Origin of the sequence: Mucilaginibacter gotjawali, assembly GCF_002355435.1 — a bacterium.
Lineage (GTDB): Bacteria > Bacteroidota > Bacteroidia > Sphingobacteriales > Sphingobacteriaceae > Mucilaginibacter > Mucilaginibacter gotjawali.
Genome location: NZ_AP017313.1, coordinates 5,929,197 through 5,946,647, shown reverse-complemented (window position 1 = coordinate 5,946,647; position 17,451 = coordinate 5,929,197). Strand labels below are relative to the sequence as shown.

The 17,451-nt window shown below is 44.2% G+C and carries 16 protein-coding genes; 7 read left to right on the top strand and 9 right to left on the bottom strand.

Annotated elements, in window-relative coordinates:
* Positions 1–148 precede the first annotated feature (148 nt).
* Genes MgSA37_RS26145 through MgSA37_RS26135 form a run of 3 tightly spaced genes read right to left on the bottom strand, consistent with a single transcriptional unit; the run spans position 149 to position 1,685 of the window.
* The gene (locus tag MgSA37_RS26145; protein ID WP_096356529.1) at positions 149–550 is read right to left on the bottom strand and encodes a ribonuclease E inhibitor RraB; all 402 of its coding nucleotides are present in this window, start codon (positions 548–550) and stop codon (positions 149–151) included.
* Positions 551–592: 42 nt separating this feature from the next.
* Positions 593–958 (bottom strand): MmcQ/YjbR family DNA-binding protein, encoded by a 366-nt coding sequence (locus tag MgSA37_RS26140; RefSeq protein WP_096356527.1) that lies wholly within the window; start codon positions 956–958, stop codon positions 593–595.
* Between the two features lie 4 nt (positions 959–962).
* Positions 963–1,685: a hypothetical protein gene (locus MgSA37_RS26135; RefSeq protein WP_157750753.1), complete on the bottom strand. Its 723-nt coding sequence runs from the start codon at positions 1,683–1,685 to the stop codon at positions 963–965.
* Between the two features lie 74 nt (positions 1,686–1,759).
* On the opposite strand from MgSA37_RS26135, the gene pepT reads away from it, so the two are divergent.
* Positions 1,760–3,016, top strand: a complete 1,257-nt coding sequence (gene pepT / locus MgSA37_RS26130; RefSeq protein ID WP_096356523.1) for a peptidase T — start codon at positions 1,760–1,762, stop codon at positions 3,014–3,016.
* 136 nt (positions 3,017–3,152) lie between these two features.
* Here pepT and MgSA37_RS26125 read toward each other — a convergent pair whose 3' ends face one another.
* Entirely contained in the window at positions 3,153–5,819 is a 2,667-nt protein-coding gene (locus tag MgSA37_RS26125; protein WP_096356521.1) for an OstA-like protein, read from the bottom strand.
* 50 nt (positions 5,820–5,869) lie between these two features.
* Here MgSA37_RS26125 and tilS point away from each other — a divergent pair, with 50 nt between their 5' ends.
* From tilS to MgSA37_RS26115, 3 genes are all read left to right on the top strand, one after another.
* Entirely contained in the window at positions 5,870–7,048 is a 1,179-nt protein-coding gene (gene tilS / locus MgSA37_RS26120) for a tRNA lysidine(34) synthetase TilS (RefSeq protein ID WP_232010736.1), read from the top strand.
* Positions 7,049–7,056: 8 nt separating this feature from the next.
* Entirely contained in the window at positions 7,057–7,206 is a 150-nt protein-coding gene (locus MgSA37_RS29270; protein ID WP_232010735.1) for a TilS substrate C-terminal domain-containing protein, read from the top strand.
* Positions 7,207–7,303: 97 nt separating this feature from the next.
* Positions 7,304–7,786, top strand: a complete 483-nt coding sequence (locus tag MgSA37_RS26115) for a hypothetical protein (RefSeq protein WP_096357757.1) — start codon at positions 7,304–7,306, stop codon at positions 7,784–7,786.
* Positions 7,787–7,888: 102 nt separating this feature from the next.
* Here the strand turns inward: MgSA37_RS26115 and MgSA37_RS26110 are convergent, their stop codons facing one another.
* The 4 genes from MgSA37_RS26110 to mutL all read right to left on the bottom strand — a co-directional run bounded on the left by MgSA37_RS26110 (position 7,889) and on the right by mutL (position 12,577).
* Positions 7,889–9,004: an endonuclease/exonuclease/phosphatase family protein gene (locus MgSA37_RS26110; protein ID WP_096356519.1), complete on the bottom strand. Its 1,116-nt coding sequence runs from the start codon at positions 9,002–9,004 to the stop codon at positions 7,889–7,891.
* Positions 8,994–9,860: a rhomboid family protein gene (locus tag MgSA37_RS26105; RefSeq protein WP_096356518.1), complete on the bottom strand. Its 867-nt coding sequence runs from the start codon at positions 9,858–9,860 to the stop codon at positions 8,994–8,996. Before MgSA37_RS26105 ends, MgSA37_RS26110 begins: the two co-directional genes overlap by 11 nt.
* A gap of 117 nt (positions 9,861–9,977) precedes the next feature.
* Positions 9,978–10,688 (bottom strand): rhomboid family intramembrane serine protease, encoded by a 711-nt coding sequence (locus MgSA37_RS26100; RefSeq protein WP_096356516.1) that lies wholly within the window; start codon positions 10,686–10,688, stop codon positions 9,978–9,980.
* Positions 10,689–10,720: 32 nt separating this feature from the next.
* Positions 10,721–12,577: a DNA mismatch repair endonuclease MutL gene (mutL, locus tag MgSA37_RS26095; protein ID WP_096356514.1), complete on the bottom strand. Its 1,857-nt coding sequence runs from the start codon at positions 12,575–12,577 to the stop codon at positions 10,721–10,723.
* 198 nt (positions 12,578–12,775) lie between these two features.
* Between mutL and MgSA37_RS28475 the strand changes: the two genes are divergently transcribed.
* The 3 genes from MgSA37_RS28475 to MgSA37_RS26085 all read left to right on the top strand — a co-directional run bounded on the left by MgSA37_RS28475 (position 12,776) and on the right by MgSA37_RS26085 (position 16,464).
* Complete coding sequence (locus MgSA37_RS28475) at positions 12,776–12,952, top strand: hypothetical protein (protein ID WP_157750752.1); 177 nt, start codon at positions 12,776–12,778, stop codon at positions 12,950–12,952.
* Between the two features lie 76 nt (positions 12,953–13,028).
* A complete protein-coding gene (locus MgSA37_RS26090) occupies positions 13,029–14,660 on the top strand; it encodes an amidohydrolase (protein ID WP_096356512.1) in 1,632 nt (543 codons plus the stop codon).
* Positions 14,632–16,464, top strand: a complete 1,833-nt coding sequence (locus MgSA37_RS26085; RefSeq protein ID WP_232010734.1) for a serine hydrolase domain-containing protein — start codon at positions 14,632–14,634, stop codon at positions 16,462–16,464. The genes MgSA37_RS26090 and MgSA37_RS26085 overlap by 29 nt, the downstream gene beginning before the upstream one ends.
* 103 nt (positions 16,465–16,567) lie before the next feature.
* Here MgSA37_RS26085 and MgSA37_RS26080 read toward each other — a convergent pair whose 3' ends face one another.
* Positions 16,568–17,332: an energy transducer TonB gene (locus MgSA37_RS26080; RefSeq protein WP_096356508.1), complete on the bottom strand. Its 765-nt coding sequence runs from the start codon at positions 17,330–17,332 to the stop codon at positions 16,568–16,570.
* Positions 17,333–17,451: the final 119 nt, after the last annotated feature.

Genomic DNA, 17,451 nt, shown 5'->3' with positions numbered 1-17,451 from the left:
CGGATTATCCGATGCAGATTTTATTAGTATCGGAGTTAATTTATTAATGCGATGGGTTGTAATGGTGAGCTTGCAGAACCATGACCGCGCAAAGGCCTTTAGTCTATTTTGTACAACTTTATATTTTGCTTTTTGACGGTCAGTTAATTTACTGATCAGGTGTTGTACCCCACCCATCGAATTCACAATCAAAATTAAAACCCAATTCGCACATTTTTGTTGTCCAGTTTGAAACAGTTACATCATCCATTTTCATTTTTGTTGTCCAGCCTGTAATTATGAAAAGCTTTTTATCACCGGCAGATTGCCCTGATTTAACCTCATATTTTAACTTTTCGAGTTCCTGTGCGAATACACTTGCTTTTTGAGCAGTATTTGTATAAAAGAAATATTCAAGCTTAAGCTCTTTGTCTTCAGTTACGTCGAGCTTCCTTAACTCCTTCATCGTCAGGGGCGTCATTTGCATTTGTTTTGCAACCTGATTTTCAAATGCTGGCGCAGATACAAATTGCCCGTTACCGTTGTTTTTAAGAAAGCTAAATAATCCCATTTCTACTTTTGCAATTTAGGTTTATAAATATAAAGGTAAATATCAATTCCAATTCCTGTTAACATTTATTTCTTCCTGCACCTTCTTCGGCAGGCCTTTAAATACCTGTTCATACGAGTGATCGATCATTTCCTGTAGTTGCCGGGTGGTTAACGCGCCATCCATATGAATAGTATTCCAAAGCTTTTTGTTCATGTGGTAGCCCGGCTGTACTTCGGTATAGCGTTCGCGTAGCTCGACGGCCAGTTCGGGATCGCATTTGGCGTTGAAACGGTCGCCCTGGCGGATGCTGGTGAGCAGAAATATTTTTTCGCCAACCTTAAAAACAAGGGTGTCATCGCCAAAAGGTAAACCTTCGGTCGTGCCCGGTTTTTGCAGGCAATATTCGCGAAGTTCTTCTATATTCAACTTGTTAATGAAATTCCCTTATCAGTTTATTAAACGATACCACCCGGCCGAAATAATATTTAAAGGTGATATTGAACTGCCGGTACTGATCGATGGCATTATTTTTAAATTTCGACGAAGGATCGTTATAACCGTCGAGGCCTTCGCCAAAAGCAAGGGTATGGATATATCCGATATCAATAGCATAAGCCGGCTCGTTATATTCATCAAAGATTTTAAACTCATAACCAAAACGAATGGGTACCATGATATCCACGCTGTTGTTATTCCCGGGGAATACATAACTGGGCTGATAGATGCTGTTTCGTTGCACCGTATTGGTGTTTGAAATAAAACCGACACCTGAGCCGATATAAAAATCCTTTACAATTTGGAGGAACCAGTCGTTGCTGTAATCAATACCGGCGCCAAGCTGAAAATCGGCATGAAAAATAATCGCTTTATAATTATTAGTGTAATGGCGGCCGTAAGGATCCTGTTTGGGTGAATTGCCTCCGCCGGATAGCTGTCCTATCTGAATTTCGGCTTCAACCGGCAGATATGGATTATAATTATAAACAACATTGAGATTAAATGCCGGGTGACTGTATTGTGTGGTGATGTTGGTATATCCCCGTTCCCAACTGACGCCGCCCCCGATACCCCATTCCTGATAATTATACCCACTTTGTGCCTTTACAGCAGTTGCAATAAAAACTACTGCGAAAAATAAAATATATTTTTTCAATGCTAAATGTTGATCAATATTTACAATTTTAGGAGCTTTTTCAAAAGTATAAAATTTACTCAAATAATACTTATATGAATTTCAATTCAATAGCGGAATTTACAGTTACAGCGCGTTTTTTACGATATGTAACGGTGGATACGCAATCCGATCCTGCTTCTACAATGATCCCCTCCACCGAAAAACAAAAGGACCTGGGCCACATTTTGGTAAAGGAACTGCTTGCCATGGGAATTGATGATGCGCACCTGGATGAATTTGGGTATGTTTATGCTACTATCCCTGCCAATACTTCAAAAAGCAATGTGCCGGTGATTTGTTTTTGTTCGCACATGGATACCGCACCTGATTGCAGCGGTACGGGGGTAAAACCTATTGTACATAAAAACTACCAGGGAGCGGACATCGTTCTGCCCGATGATCCGTCAGAGATCATCAGATTAAAAGACCATGCCGACCTGAAAAACCAGATTGGTAACGACCTGGTGACGGCCAGCGGCACCACTTTGCTGGGCGCCGATAATAAAGCCGGCGTTGCCGAAATTATGGACGCCTGTTATCAATTAATCAATCACCCCGAAATAAAACATGGTAAAATAAGGATCCTGTTTACGCCGGATGAAGAGATCGGCCGTGGCGTCGATAAGGTCGACATCGAAAAACTTGGGGCCTATGCCGGCTATACCATGGACGGCGAAAGCGCCGGCAATATGGAAAACGAAACCTTTTCGGCCGATGGGGCAAAACTCACCATTAAAGGCGTAAGCACACACCCCGGTTTCGCGAAAGGGAAGATGGAAAGCGCTATTAAAATAGCCGGCGAGATCATCGCGGCGCTGCCCTATGGCCTGTCGCCTGAAGGTACCGAAGGGATGCAGGGTTTTGTGCACCCGGTTGCAGTTGAGGGCCATGTAGAAAAAGCAACCATAGAGTTTATTATCCGCGATTTTGAGGATGCAAAGCTGGCGGACCATGCCGATACGATCCGTGGCGTTGTCAATCAGGTTTTGCAAAAATACCCCGGTTCATCCTATGACCTGGACGTGCAGCCGCAGTACCGCAACATGCGGTCGGTGCTTGATCAGCATCCGCAAATTGTTGAATATGGTATGGAGGCCATGAGGCGTGCTGGTTTGCAAGCCAAAATGTGCAGCATAAGGGGCGGCACCGATGGATCAAGACTTTCGTTTATGGGATTGCCCTGCCCTAATATTTTTGCCGGCGAACATGCCTTCCACAGCCGGCAGGAATGGGTGTCGGTACAGGATATGCAAAAAGCAGTGGAAACCATTTTGTATTTATGCATGATTTGGGAAGAGAAAGCGGTTTGATGTGCAGATATGCAAATTGATTCCGTAATTATATGAAATAACAGCTCATCACTATCGGGCTTATCATCCGTGTTCATTGTGCGTTCTTCGTGCCCTTTGTAGTTAAAAATTTGGCCCAATGACCGCAAAACTTACGCTATCGGTTACCCTTCGGCGGCACCGTTTTGGCGCTGTCCTTAATCGCTTTTATAACGGGTAGCTTTACCGGGGAATTAAGGGTAGAATCTTTGCCTGCTCCGCCAACCGGCAAACTGGCCGGTCCTTTTTTTACCGCGCTGTCTTTTGCGGCTTTTATTAAAGGAGTTTTTATGGTACTGTCTTTTGCCGCTTTTATTGCGGGTGGTTTTACCGTACTATCTTTCGCTGTTTTTAGTGCAGGCAGTTTTCCGGGGCTAGTTTTTTGGGTGCTGTCCTTTGCTGTTTTGCCCCCTGTTTTTTTATCGTTTGGCTTTCCTTTGGCTGCTTTTGCGGCAGGAGCTTTGGCTTCGGCTTTTTTCTTCTTTTTGCTGAACGAGGGGATGATCGACTCCTTGGATACCGGCCTGTCTTTTGGCTTCCAGATAAAACCTTTTAATATTTTATCGTCTTCGGTAAATTTATTCAGGGGGCCGTATTTATTTTCGGGCTTGGTATAAAAGCCCATATTGGTTACTTTGTTATCTTTAAAATCGGCCCTTATCTTACTGCTTAATGAGCGCTGCATGCCGCTGATGGTCATTTTTCCGCTGTCGCGTGCAAAATAAATGCTTTCAGCATTGCCTTCAATCAGCATCCGGTGCAGTTTATCGTCCTTAAAAAATCCCCGCATTCGTTTGCCTGCTACCTGGTTAAAATGCAATGAATCCGTTTTTTCAATATTTACAATAAAGGCATGTGGCCACATGGTCAAATTGTCCAGTTTTTTGTGCTTCATCTGCAAATGGATAGTATCGCCAGAAAGTTGCGAGCCTTGTGTCCACATCATAGGGTTTACATAACAGCGGATGGTGGAGTCGCTGTTGCTGTAAAACATCGAGTCGGCTTTTGCCTGCAGATCCGACTTAAACATTTTAAAATTATGGTGCGCAATAATGATCCTGATACGGGCGGTGTCACTTGGTTCATGCAGTTTTGCTGTCGCGATAGAATCGGCCTGTTGTTTTTTTATGATACTATCCTTTTCCAACTGCTTTTTGGTGAGTTGTTTTTTCTTTACGGCAACGGGTTTCGCCTTGCCAAAAATTTCGCGTTGCAAAAAGTTCGAATCTATTTTTAAAACGGCACGGGCTCCCGACAAAAACTTCGACTCTTTTACTTTAGCTTTTTTCTTTACGGTAGTATCAATCAAATGGGCCTGGCGCTGTTTTTCGAAATAAACTTTTAAATCCTTATAGGTCATTATTTGCGTTTCGATCGTATCAGCCGACATATAAATAGAGTCCGTCTTCATTTTAGACGTATCCTTGCCAGTTAGCTTTTTGAATTGTAGTTTATCCGTAGCTACTGGCTTGCCCGTGTTCTTGGCTACCGTGGCACCGCCCGGCTTTTTTGCAGGCACTATTTTGGTTTTTGGCGTATTGCTTTTTGCCATCAACTTCTTAACTGTCGAATCGCTTTTTATCAAGCCCGTCGCTGTATTAACCACTGCCGGGATGTCTTTTTTTGGTATGACGGCATTGATCTGTGGCGACAGTTTTTTAAAGGCAGAATCGGTTCTTGATAAGTTTTCGGCCTGGATGCGTTTGATGAGTTCGTCCTTTTTAATCAGGGCAGAATCAATCAATTTGTTCTTCTGTTCGCTGCTGATGCTGCCGGTTTTACCCGGGATCATTTTTTTGATCAGCTGATCCATCGTAATTGCTCCCTTTTTTTGCGGCTGCAATTTTTTTAATGAATCCGCTTTGGCCGCTGAGTCGGCATTAGTGGTATCCTTTTGCTCGGTAACCATGATCACATAAGGGTCATCGGTAATAATGGTACGTTCATCGGCCTTAAAATAAGTGCCCAGGTTCCCCCTGATAGTCGTTTTTTGCTCCCGGTCGTTAAAAATCACATGTTTAACCGCCCGCCCATAGCCTTTCAGCTTGTCATAAAACAAACTGTCGCCTTTTAAGGATTTTGTTCCCGAGTGGTAAAAGTTATTTTTCCCGAAGGAGGCCTGTTCATTCACCGTGTTATAGTTGCCGTTTTCGGTATACAGGGTATCCTTGTCTTTTTCGTTTTTGGTACTGTAAATATTGGTGGGCCCGTAAAAATAAGAGATCCGCGTGCCTGTATTGTAGCGCATCGTATCTGTTTTAACCAGCGCATCGGGCGTTTTAAGTGACACGTCATACCTGAAATAGGCATCGCGGCTTACGGCGAAATAATACCCGTTTTTACTTAAAAGGGTATTGTCCTTGTTTACCAGCTTGCCGCCATCGGTATAGGTACCTATGCGGGTTGCCGTATTATAGTTAAGGTGGTTGGTGGTTAACGTTGCATCCTTGTCTACCAGGCGCACATTATCCGTTAATATGGCCACCTTGGTGTTGCCGTTATAATTCAGCTTGTCCGAATAAACATTCAGCGTGTCGCCCTGGTTGATGTGTACGTTGCCGAAAGCATCCACGGCATTATCCTTGGGATAAAAGTAGGCGCTATCCGAACTTAGCGTAGAGAAATCCTGCTTAAATGTGCCCTGGTACACCTTTATAATATCCTTGCCGTTAAGTTTTATACCTGTGCTGCTTTGGGATTTGATCAGGTTTACAATCGACTTTTTTTGGCCCATAGCAACCCCGGCGGCAAGCAATAAACAAAAACTTAAAACATATTTATTCACGATGGCAAAATTAGTTTTTTGTTGGGGTTTTAAATTAATAATTTTGATGGATGCTGCCGGTTAAACTTTTTACTGATTTTATCGACCTAAATAACCTGTTCGGCCACAGCAGCAAGGTACTGGCGGCAGTGAGCGGGGGTATGGATTCTGTGGTAATGGTTCATTTACTTAAATCGTCAGGCGTTAATTTTGGTATTGCCCATTGTAATTTCCAATTACGGGGCGATGAATCAACCGGCGACCAGGAATTTTGCCGCCGGCTTGCCGAACAGCTGCATGTTCCTTTCCACACTATCAATTTTGACACGTTGAAATATGGCGCCGATGAAAAAATATCTACCCAAATGGCGGCCCGCAATCTTCGGTACCAATGGTTTGAAGAAGTCAGGATACAATCGGGGTACTCAGTTATAGCGCTTGCGCATCATCAAAACGATGCAATTGAAACAATATTGTTAAACCTTACCCGCGGCACCGGCATTGCAGGCATGCATGGCATTTTGCCAAAGAATGGCGCATTGGTTAGGCCATTGCTGTTTTTAAACCGGGAGCAGATCAAAAATATCATTGCTGAAAACAGGCTGGATTATGTAGAGGACAGCTCAAATGCATCAGTAAAATATGCCCGCAATAAGCTCAGGCTGGAGGTGATCCCAAAACTAAAAGAGCTTAACCCCGCCCTGGAACAAACCTTTGAGAAAAACCTGCAGCATTTTCGTGAGCTGGAACAATTGCTGGCACATACGGTTGCTGACTTGCAAAAACGACTGTTTGTTTACCAGGATAGCGAGGTACACCTGTTGCTGGATGAGCTGAAAAAACTGGCGCCCCAAAAACTTTTGCTGTTTAACCTTTTACAAGCGTTTGGCGTTAACGAAACTATTGTTGATGACCTCATCGCGTCGCTGGATAAACACCCGGGACGGGTATTTGAAACGCCCAGTTACCGGCTGGTGATTGATAGGGGCAAACTGATTATCAGCCCTGTTGACTGCCAGGCAGGCGGAGAAATACGGATCCGTTTAAATGACCGGGAACTGGATTACCCCGGGTATAAACTCAGCATATTGCATGATGACAGCCCGCTTATTGTAAAAAACAATCCTTTGGCGGTATCAATTGATACTGACTTACTGATATATCCGTTAACTTTGCGCGCCTGGCGGCAGGGAGATCATTTTTATCCGCTGGGCATGCGCGGGAATAAAAAAATAAGTGATTTTTTATAGGGGAGAAAGTGCCTTTGCATAAAAAAAATGAAATACCTTTATTGATTAATGGCAACGGTGAGGTGATATGGGTTGGCGGATACCGGCCCGATGAACGTTATAAAGTAAGTAAGGAAACCAAAAAAGTAACTATATTCGAGTTGATGAAGATAATTTGAAGATTTGAAAATGTGTCAATTTGAAAATGATTTAATCATCTTCAACATTTGCAATAATTTTCAAATTTTCAAATCGTCAAATTTTCAAATTAAAAAAATGAGCGATAAACCGGCATTTACCGAAAAACAATACCTGGGGCGTGAGTTTATACCGCTTACCATCCGCCTGGTTTTGGCTATGTTTTGTTTTGCCGCATACTTTTTTACTGATGAGCGCGAACGAAACGGCGACCTGCTGGTAGTGGTTGGCTTTGCTATCATCATTATTTCCATCATTATGGGGTTTTTACTCCATTTTCGGACCCGCATTTTAAATAAAAGTGTTTTGCTGGATGGTTTATGGACCACCCGCCTGGTAAAGATCGATCTTAACAGCATTATTAAGGCCGAACAGGGACAGTACAGCAGGTATCTTTTTAATAACCCGGTATATAACCTGCACTCCAAAGGAACTATCCGTTTTTTTGCATCTGGCAAAGAAGCTATCTTTTTAACAGATCGCGACGGGCTGGTTTACATCATCGGCTCACATAACGCCAACGAATTATTAAGGGCGATTAAGGAAGAGATGAAGAAATAAGTCTTAAGTCCGAAGTCTTAAGTCAAAAAGTTGAACCGGTCAATTCTTCAGTTACCAGTCAGGCACTTACAGAAATAATGACTTACGACTTTAGACTCAAGACTAACGACTTAAAAAAACGTCACTCCTAACCGGATAATGATCTGATAGCTTTTTTTCAATGACCTGGTAATCCACGATGTTGAATTGCTGGCTGGTGAGAATATAATCAATCTGGAAATTAGGGAAATCTCCGTTGTAGGTACGTACAAAACCTGATCCTTTTTCCCTGAATGCGTTTTTTAAACCGGCTGCCATTTGATTCAATGAAAAAGACGAGGGGGTATCGTTAAAGTCGCCGCTGATAATATAGGGATATGGGCATTGCCGGCTGTTTTCTTTAACCAAATACATTTGTGCGGCTCTTTTTTTGAAGGCATTTACCAATTTACTCCCCATGCGTTTGGTTGAACGTATATCTGTTTTGCCTTTTTTTGAAACACCGTCAAGGTATTTATAATCTTCCGGGTCAAACCCAATTGATTTAAGGTGCACGTTATAATAGCGAAAAGGTTTATTGTCCTTTAGCACATCTATATATAAACATTGGTTTTCGTTGGTGCTGTCAGACAGGGGAATAACCTGTTCGTCAGTTATCGGGTATCTTGAAAATATCGCCATGCCGATGGTTTTATGCGGGCTTATGGTAAAGCTTTTAAAGTAGGCGAAGTTTACATTTAAAATTTTCATTATTGAATCGGTAAAATCATACACGCCTTTTTTTTGGGTGAAATATTCCTGGAAACCAAGGATATCGGGCTGCTGTTGTTTAACGATCTGCAATATTTCCGTTCGGGTTGATTCATCCATTTTTGAACCGTAATGCCTGAAATGGTGAACATTATAGGTCATTATCCTGATGGTATTTGCCGGTTTCGGTATAATCACCTCTTTATTCCCTCCATGAAAGCCTATGTTATTGAGCAAAGTAGGGTACCCGGCAAGGATAGTGATAACAGAAATCAGGCCATGCCATTTTTTACGGATAAGCCAATAAAAAATCATTAAGACGTTTAACAATAAAAGCAGCGGGTAGGCAAGTCCTAAAAAGGCGGGGAACAATATTTTACGCGGATCGGTAAAGGGTGCAAGGTAGCTGAGCAACAGGGCAACGCAAAGGATAATATTTATCCATAAAAACAGCCTGTCGATAAAGGGAAGCTTGTTATCAGCCTTCATTACTTGCCCTGAATAGTATATCTTTTTCCTGTTTGGACAAGCTATCGTATCCGGAACGGGAAATTTTATCCAAAATCAAATCAATTTCTTCCTGTCTTGGCGCGCCGGAGGATCTGCCCGAAGGATTGGAGGACACTACCCTTAATTTTGGCCTGGGTTTAAATATTTTGGTGATGCCGGCTATCCAGTCGTTCCCTTTTTGCAGTTGTTTGATATAGATAAAACCGATCAGCGCGCCGCCCAGGTGAGATAGTTCGCCACCGGCGTTTGCGCTGGTAATTCCGAAGAAATCAACGACAATAAAAAACAGTACCAGCCATTTCAATTTTACCGGGCCTATCAATATCAGTGGTATAGTATAATTGGGTAGTTGGGTAGCGGTGGCAACCATAACAGCCATAACACCCGCTGAAGCCCCTACCAGGGTGCTGTTGTCAGCTACATGCAATTGGGTATAAAAAGGGAGTACATTATAACAAAATACAAATAAAAATGCCCCGGCGAAACCGCCCATTAAATATAAACCGACGGTCCGTTTTTTGCCCAGGAATTCTTCAAATATTTGCCCGAACCAATACAGCCATAGCATGTTGAAAAGGATATGGAAAATACCCGCGTGCATGAACATGTAAGTTAGCGGTGTCCAGAAATGCGTAAGCAATTTGTGTAAGGACGCAGGAAGCAAAAGATACTCAGTCGTTAGGCGGTCTAAATTATGCGAGTTAAAAAAGAGTGTTTCAAATATCGAGGGTACATTGATCAATAAAAACACAATAATATTGATGCCAATAAGCAAATTCAGCTTACTGCCCGAATGGAGCATTTTGAGTTGTATGTCTTTCCAGAGGGTACTCATGTCAGATAAAATGTACTTAAAGATAACCCAAATAATTTAAAAAAGTTGTATTGCGCTATGCATTTTACAAACTATTAACAGTGGCGGTGTTTTTGTACCTGAAACTTTAAAAAACGCCTACCTGTACCGCCAAACTTTTATCATGATGAAACCCAGCAACGCGCCGCCCAAGTGGGCAAAATGGGCAACATTGTCGCCGGTAAATTGTCCGAATCCCGAAACAAGTTCAATTAAAATGTACACGGGGATAAGGTATTTCGCTTTAATTGGTACGGGAACAAACAAGATCATTAATTCAAGCTCGGGGTACAACATGGCAAAGGCAACTAAAACACCAAAAATCGCTCCGGATGCGCCAACCAAAGGCCCAAAATAGAGATCGTGAAGAGCCTGCGCTCTGTCGCCAAATTGGAGATAGGAGGCATCAAGCGACGGCTGAGCGATAGTGAAGCTACCGATTAAATTGTGTACTTCGATCGCCTGTACCAACATTTGAAGTACGTAAGCTCCTATTCCACATATAAAATAAAGGTTTAAAAATTTCTTAGCCCCTATTGCATATTCGAGTATTGGGCCGAACATAAATAAAGCAAACATATTGAATAGGATATGCTGCCAACCGCCGTGCATAAACATGTAAGTAATAGGCTGCCATGGCTTGAAATTGGGGGAGTTGAAATAAAATCCGCCCATTAATGTGGTATAGGGTCCTCTTGGATCGCTATGGTCCAATACCAGAAAGGGTAAAAAACAAATAATGTTAATAATCAGCAGGTTTTTTACAACCGGCGTTAAATTATCGAAAGGTGATTGCCTTTGTGGACTCATATTTTTATGTGTTGAACCCCGCGCCTGCGGGATTATTTTTCAAATCGTTCTGCTAATTCGTTTAATGTAAAAGTAGTGATCACCAGTTTACCGTTCAGCGCCAGGTTGGGCATCTGGCAGGCAAAAAGCTGGTCGATCAATAAATTCATTTCCTCCAATGACATCCTGGTGCCTGCTTTCGTTGCAGCATTACGTGCAAGAGACCGCGCCAGGCTGTCGCGCTTGTCCAGTTTTAATATCGACTGGTTGTTTTTAAACCCCTCCAGCAATTGTTCCAGGATCTCCGTTTCCGAAGTGTTATTCAGATCCGCCGGGACACCCTCCACCACTACGGTGTTTTTGCCAAACTCGCGGATATCAAAACCCAGCGCACGAATATCGGGTAAAAGTTCCTTTAATAACTCAAAATCGCTGCTGTTTAGTGTAACCGACTGCGGGAACAGGCTTTGCTGGCTTACGCCGGTATGGTTCTCCAGTTGCTGCAAAAAACGCTCGTACAAGATCCGCTCATGCGCCGCCTGCTGGTTGATCACCATAAAACCTGATTTTATCTGCGATAAAATATAACGGTTATGCACCTGGAAAAGCTGCTGCTCGCTGGGTTTATTCAGGTCCTGGTCGTCAACAGCAATGGTTTTTTGGCCGTGCATTTCACTTTGTGCGTTTTCTTCTTTCCTGGCGATCTCGTAAAGGGTATCCCAGTTTTGCGGCACCGGCGAGCTGCGGTAGTTACTGCTGCTACTGTATACCGGGGCCTCGCGCTCAATCTTTTGCTCCGTGGCGAAAGGGTTATAATCGGGGTTAAAGCTGATGGTTGGCGCTACAATTTCCTCAAAAGGTTTTGGCGTAACCAAATGCTCAATGCTGTTTTCCTGGTCGAAATCCAGGCTCGGGGTGATGTTATACCTGCCCAACGAGCGCTTTACTGCCGACCGGATAATGGCGTAAATGGTTTGCTCATCCTGGTATTTAATTTCTGTTTTGGTGGGATGAACGTTGATGTCGATTTTAGCCGGGTCTATCTCAATAAACAGTACATAAAGGGGATAAGTATCCTCAGGCAATAATTCTTTAAAAGCCATCAGCACCGCGTGGTTCAGGTAAGCATCGCGGATAAATCGGTTGTTCACAAAAAAGAACTGTTCGCCGCGGGTTCTTTTGGCATACTCGGGCTTGCCCACAAAGCCGCGCAGTTTAATCACATTGGTATCTTCTTCTACCGGCACTAAACGCTCGTTATAATTATTGCCCAGCAGGTGAATGATGCGCTGTTTTAATGTGGCCTGCGGCAGGTGGTAAATCTCCTGCCCGTCGTGGTGCATCGAGAAAAACACCTGCGGGTTGGCCAGCGCCACACGCTGAAATTCATCAATAATATGGCGCATTTCCACCGGGTTACTTTTTAAAAAGTTGCGGCGGGCGGGGGTATTGTAAAACAGGTTTTTTACCGAGATGGAGGTCCCTGTATTAGCCGAACAGGCCTGCTGGCTGATCACTTCCGAGCCTTCTATCAGGATACAGGTGCCCAGCTCATCTTCGTGCCGGCGGGTTTTTAGCTCCACCTGCGCAATGGCGGCGATAGAGGCCATTGCCTCGCCCCTGAAGCCCATGGTACGGATGGCAAACAAGTCCTCTGCCTTGCGGATCTTTGAAGTGGCATGCCTTTCAAAACTCATGCGGGCGTCGGTAAGGCTCATGCCGCAACCATTGTCAATCACCTGGATCAGCGATTTGCCGCCCTCCTTAAGGATCAGCTGGATCTTGTCGGCGCCGGCGTCCAGCGCATTCTCCACCAGCTCTTTTACTGCCGAGGCCGGTCGCTGCACTACTTCCCCTGCGGCAATCTGGTTGGCAACGGCATCCGGTAAAAGCTGTATAATATCTGGCATGTTGTAAAATTCCCTTCTTGCCCGCTAAAAAAATGTTTGATCAGCGGTTTTTCAATTCCGGCGCTAAATTAATTATTTGATGGCATAAGTTTAGTATAGGTGCATTTAAACTGCAAAGCAATCAACGGCGGCAAAGCAAATCAGCAAGCAGGTAAATTATAATGCCCGGTGTAAGGTTTAGCATCGTTAATTTGCAGGATGTTTTTATATGGATTATTCTTTAAAAATCCAAACAAATTACTAAAAAAATTAGTGTACCAGGTGTACCAGGCTTATTCATGCGTGTCGGGTGGTTCAGGTGCCCCCTGCGTTTTGGCCACCGGCATTGGTCGCGCGCAAGCTGCGAATGACCGGGGCAAACGAATTGCAAATTAAAATTATTTACCGCACAACTTTATGCATTTGTTTTTGTATATAGTTTTGTAGCTTACAAACTTTTTACATTTGCCCCATGAAAAGAATTTGGCCCGTACTGTTTTTCCTTGCCGCAGCCTGTAAACACCAGGATTATAATGTTGATCTTATTGTTAAAAACGCAGTGGTTTACACGGTTGACAGTAATTTTACCACAGCCACTGCCTTTGTAGTAAACAATGGAAAGATTATTTCAGTAGGTAACAGCGATACGATCGAAAAAAAATATGCCGCAAAGGAAGTAGTAGATGCAGGAGGCAAAGCCGTTTACCCAGGTTTTATTGATGCCCATTCGCATTTTTACAGCTATGGCATCAGCCTGCAGGAGGCCCATTTGGAGAATACCAAAAGCTGGCAGGAGGTAGTGGATTCGGTTAGCGCATTTGCCCGAAGAAACCCGGAGGGCTGGATCACCGGCCATGGCTGGGACCAAAATAAATGGACAGTAAAACAATTCCCTGATAAGGCTAAACTGGATTCCCTGTTCCCCGTAAGGCCGGTGATATTGAGCCGCATTGACGGGCACGCCATTATGGTAAACCAGGCTGCCTTAAATATTGCGGGTATAAAGCCGGGCCAAACCATTAATGGCGGCAAAATTGAAACGGTTAACGGCAAACTTACAGGCTTACTGGTGGATAATGCAGAAGGATTGGTACGAAAGAAAATCCCGTTGCCAGGCGACGCACTTGCCGACTCTGCTTTTTTAGACGCACAGCGTAACTGTTTCGCTGCGGGCTTAACTACGGTTGAAGATTGCGGCCTGCCTTATACCATGATCAATACGATTGAACAATTGCAGCATAGGGGATCGCTTAAAATGCGGATGTATGTCATGCTTTCGGATAACCCGGAGGATTTTGCGTATTTATTTAAAAGAGGTATTTATAAAACCCCGAGGCTGGACGTACGCGCCTTTAAGGTTTATGCTGACGGGGCATTGGGATCGCGCGGGGCCTGTTTGCTGCAGCCATATAGCGATCAGAAAAACTGGCGCGGATTTTTACTGAGCGATCAGAAACATTTTTTGGATGTTGCGCAAAAACTGGCGGCCAAAGGCTTCCAGATGTGTACCCATGCCATTGGCGATTCGGCCAACCGCGTAATGCTGAAGATTTATGCCGGCGTGCTGAAAGGCAAAAACGACCGCCGCTGGCGTATTGAGCACGCGCAGGTGCTGGCGCCGGAAGACATCAGGTACTTTGGCGATTACAGTATTATCCCGTCGGTACAGCCCACACACGCCACTTCGGACATGTACTGGGCAGGTACCCGCCTGGGTAAAGCCCGTATTAAAACTGCTTATGCCTACAAACAATTGCTGCAGCAAAATGGCTGGCTCCCGCTGGGCACTGATTTCCCTGTCGAAAACATTAACCCGATGTATACGTTTTATGCAGCAGTGGAGCGTAAAGACCTGAAAGGTTTCCCGTCTGGTGGTTTTCAGCCTGAAAATGCCCTTACCAGGGAGCAGGCATTAAGGGGAATGACGATATGGGCCGCCAAAGCGCAATTTGAAGAAAATGAAAAAGGGAGCATTGAGCCGGGCAAATTTGCTGACTTTGTGATCCTTGATAATGATATCATGAAAACAGATGGCGCAAACCTGCCTAACGTTAAAGTGTTAAAAACCTATGTGAATGGAGAAAAGGTTTATGAGAAGAAGTAACCGTTGGTTTTGTACTTTAATATTTTCAGCATTTGTTTTATTTCATTCAGCATGCGCACAAAATCCGCCTTTCAGGGGGCAGGCTTATGTAGACGAGGTGAATTTGGTGGAGAAATCTACCGTGCTTTTTAATAACGCCGCCTATACTATCCCCATCCAAAATCTCGACCAGCAAAAAATAGCCAGCGTACACTTCTCTTATGCTTATGCTGCCGGTTTCGACAGCCTGCTAAATAAATATGATAAAGTGGCGGCGTTTAACGGTAATTTATACACCGGTGCCAAAAGCCTGGATGACCTTTCAGCCGACCTGAAATGGTACAATACGCTGATCGTGCAGCTAAACGAAGCCGATTTGAACAACCCGCAAATTGCCGACTTTATCAGGTTCAATCAAAAAACAAAGGCTGTAATTATTGCATTGTTTGGCAACAGCAATGCCCTTATTAAACTTAATAATTTGAGCCTGCCGGTAATCTGGAGCCAACGGATCTCGCCGGTTTCGGCTTATTTTTCCGCAGAGGCTATTTTTGGCGGGGTGGCTATTACACAGAAATTAAGCAGCAATATTTCGCCTGTTTTCCGCAAGGGGATGGGTTTCACCACCGGTAAGATCCGCCTGGAATATAGCGTACCCGAGGCTGTGGGGATAAAATCAGATAACCTGATCGATATTGACAATATCGCCACCGAGGCCATCATGAACCAGGCCACCCCGGGTTGCGTGGTGCTGGTAGCAAAGGATGGCAAAGTGATCTTCAACAAAGCCTACGGTTACCATACCTACGATAAAACCATCCCCGACAAGCTGACCGATATTTTCGACCTGGCCTCGATGACCAAAATCTCAGCTACAACCATGGAAACCATGCAGTTGTACGACCAGGGCAAACTAAGCATCGATTCAACCGTAGGGCATTACCTGCCGCAGGCCAGAAAAACAAACAAGAATGACCTGCTGGTGAAGGAGGTGCTTGAACACCAGGCCGGCCTGATCCCGGATATCCCTACATTAGAAGCGGTTAAGCCAACGGATTATACCGTCGATTCTTCTGCAGACTACCCCACTAAAGTAAATGAGAATTACTATTTACGAAAGGATTATTTTAAGGACGTGATGTGGCCCCTGATGCTGAACTCCCCCTTACGCACCCGCGGTCAATATCTTTACAGCGACCTGAGCATGTGTTTTATGCAGCAGATCATCGAAACCATAACCTCGACCCCGGAGAATGTATACGTGCAACAGCAGTTTTACACCCCGCTCGGGATGCAAACCGCCGGCTATTTACCGCTTTACCGCTTTAAGCCCGAACAAATCCCGCCAACGGAAAACGACCCGGTATACCGCCATGCCCTGTTGGACGGCTATGTGCACGACCCCACCGCCGCGTTAATGGGCGGTGTTGCAGGCCATGCCGGCCTATTTGCCAGCGCCAACGATGTGGCCATCCTTTACCAGATGATGCTGAACCGGGGAACCTATGGAGGGGTAGCATACATCAAACCCGAAACCGTGGACCTGTTTACCAAGCAACAATCGGCCATCAGCCGCAGGGGCCTGGGGTTTGACAGGTGGGACCCAGAGGTAAGTAAACATTATCCCTCGCAATATGCCTCGCCCCAAACTTACGGCCATACCGGTTTTACCGGCACCTGTGTATGGGTGGACCCGGCTTCGCACCTGGTTTATGTGTTTTTATCCAACCGCGTAAACCCGAGCGTGAGCCCCAAGCTGGGCAGCCTGAACACCCGCCCAAGAATAATGGATGTGGTTTACCAGGCGATACAAAAAGGGATTTAGCGGTTCGGATTTCGGATTTTCAATGCGGAATTAGTAATGGCGATTGCGGAGTTTTGCTATGCACGTTTATTCGATTATTTACAGGTATGTAAAGGTCCGTTTTTTAATTACCGAACCTGAAACTTACAGCGATTTCATATTCTACAGTTACTGATTTCCCATCTAAAATACCGGGAAGCCATTCGCCAGGGAGTGATTTTACAGCTTTTAATGCTGATTCGTCGCAATCATATCCTAAGGGTTTTATCAGTCTGTAGCCCGAAACAGCCCCTTCTTTATTAATAGTTACGCCAATAAATACCGTTCCCTGTATGTAATTGTTTCTTGCTTGGGCCGGATAGACAACGTTAACGGCTATAATGCGATTAAATGCCGATTCGCCATCCAGGTATACCGGCGGGCGGTCTAAAGTTGTTTGCTTTTTGCCCGCGCTATCGATCACTGTATAGATTTTGGTTTTGTAATCAGAATCCCGTTTTAAATAAAGCAGATCCTTTTTGGTATAATCATACATGATTTGTAGCATTCCACTGGACTTATACGCCGCCCAAATCCCTGTTTTTCTGTCCTGCTTATAATAACCGCTGTCTTCCACCATACCATTATACCGATACTCGACCCACAAACCGTCTTTCAGGTTATTTTTATAGAAACCAGTACACATTATCTTATCACCGGAGGCGAAATATTTGGTGTATCCGCCTTCCCTAACGCTTGGGTCAGCTTGTAGTACAGAATAATCTTCATAATATCTAAATTGTAGAATACCGGTTTTAACTTCCATGGTTTTTTGCGCAAAAAGTTTGCCCGAAATGAGGAGCAGGATGGTAAGGATACAGGTTTTCATCAGGTAAATATAAGGTTTCACGTTAATAATCTGAATCAGAATTTACGGAATTAAAGAATTTTCAGGATTGCACTTTTTAATTCTGTTAATTCTAAAATTCTGCAAATTCTGATTCAGACGAACTCTTCCCGCCCAATTTC

Coding starts and splice junctions, on each gene's coding strand:
- mutL (WP_096356514.1), bottom strand. CDS start 12,577: ATGCCAGATATTATACAGCTTTTACCGGATGCCGTTGCCAACCAGATT.
- MgSA37_RS26090 (WP_096356512.1), top strand. CDS start 13,029: ATGAAAAGAATTTGGCCCGTACTGTTTTTCCTTGCCGCAGCCTGTAAA.
- MgSA37_RS26085 (WP_232010734.1), top strand. CDS start 14,632: ATGGAGAAAAGGTTTATGAGAAGAAGTAACCGTTGGTTTTGTACTTTA.
- MgSA37_RS26105 (WP_096356518.1), bottom strand. CDS start 9,860: ATGAGTACCCTCTGGAAAGACATACAACTCAAAATGCTCCATTCGGGC.
- MgSA37_RS26100 (WP_096356516.1), bottom strand. CDS start 10,688: ATGAGTCCACAAAGGCAATCACCTTTCGATAATTTAACGCCGGTTGTA.
- MgSA37_RS28475 (WP_157750752.1), top strand. CDS start 12,776: ATGTTTTTATATGGATTATTCTTTAAAAATCCAAACAAATTACTAAAA.
- pepT (WP_096356523.1), top strand. CDS start 1,760: ATGAATTTCAATTCAATAGCGGAATTTACAGTTACAGCGCGTTTTTTA.
- MgSA37_RS26110 (WP_096356519.1), bottom strand. CDS start 9,004: ATGAAGGCTGATAACAAGCTTCCCTTTATCGACAGGCTGTTTTTATGG.
- MgSA37_RS26145 (WP_096356529.1), bottom strand. CDS start 550: ATGGGATTATTTAGCTTTCTTAAAAACAACGGTAACGGGCAATTTGTA.
- tilS (WP_232010736.1), top strand. CDS start 5,870: ATGCTGCCGGTTAAACTTTTTACTGATTTTATCGACCTAAATAACCTG.
- MgSA37_RS26115 (WP_096357757.1), top strand. CDS start 7,304: ATGAGCGATAAACCGGCATTTACCGAAAAACAATACCTGGGGCGTGAG.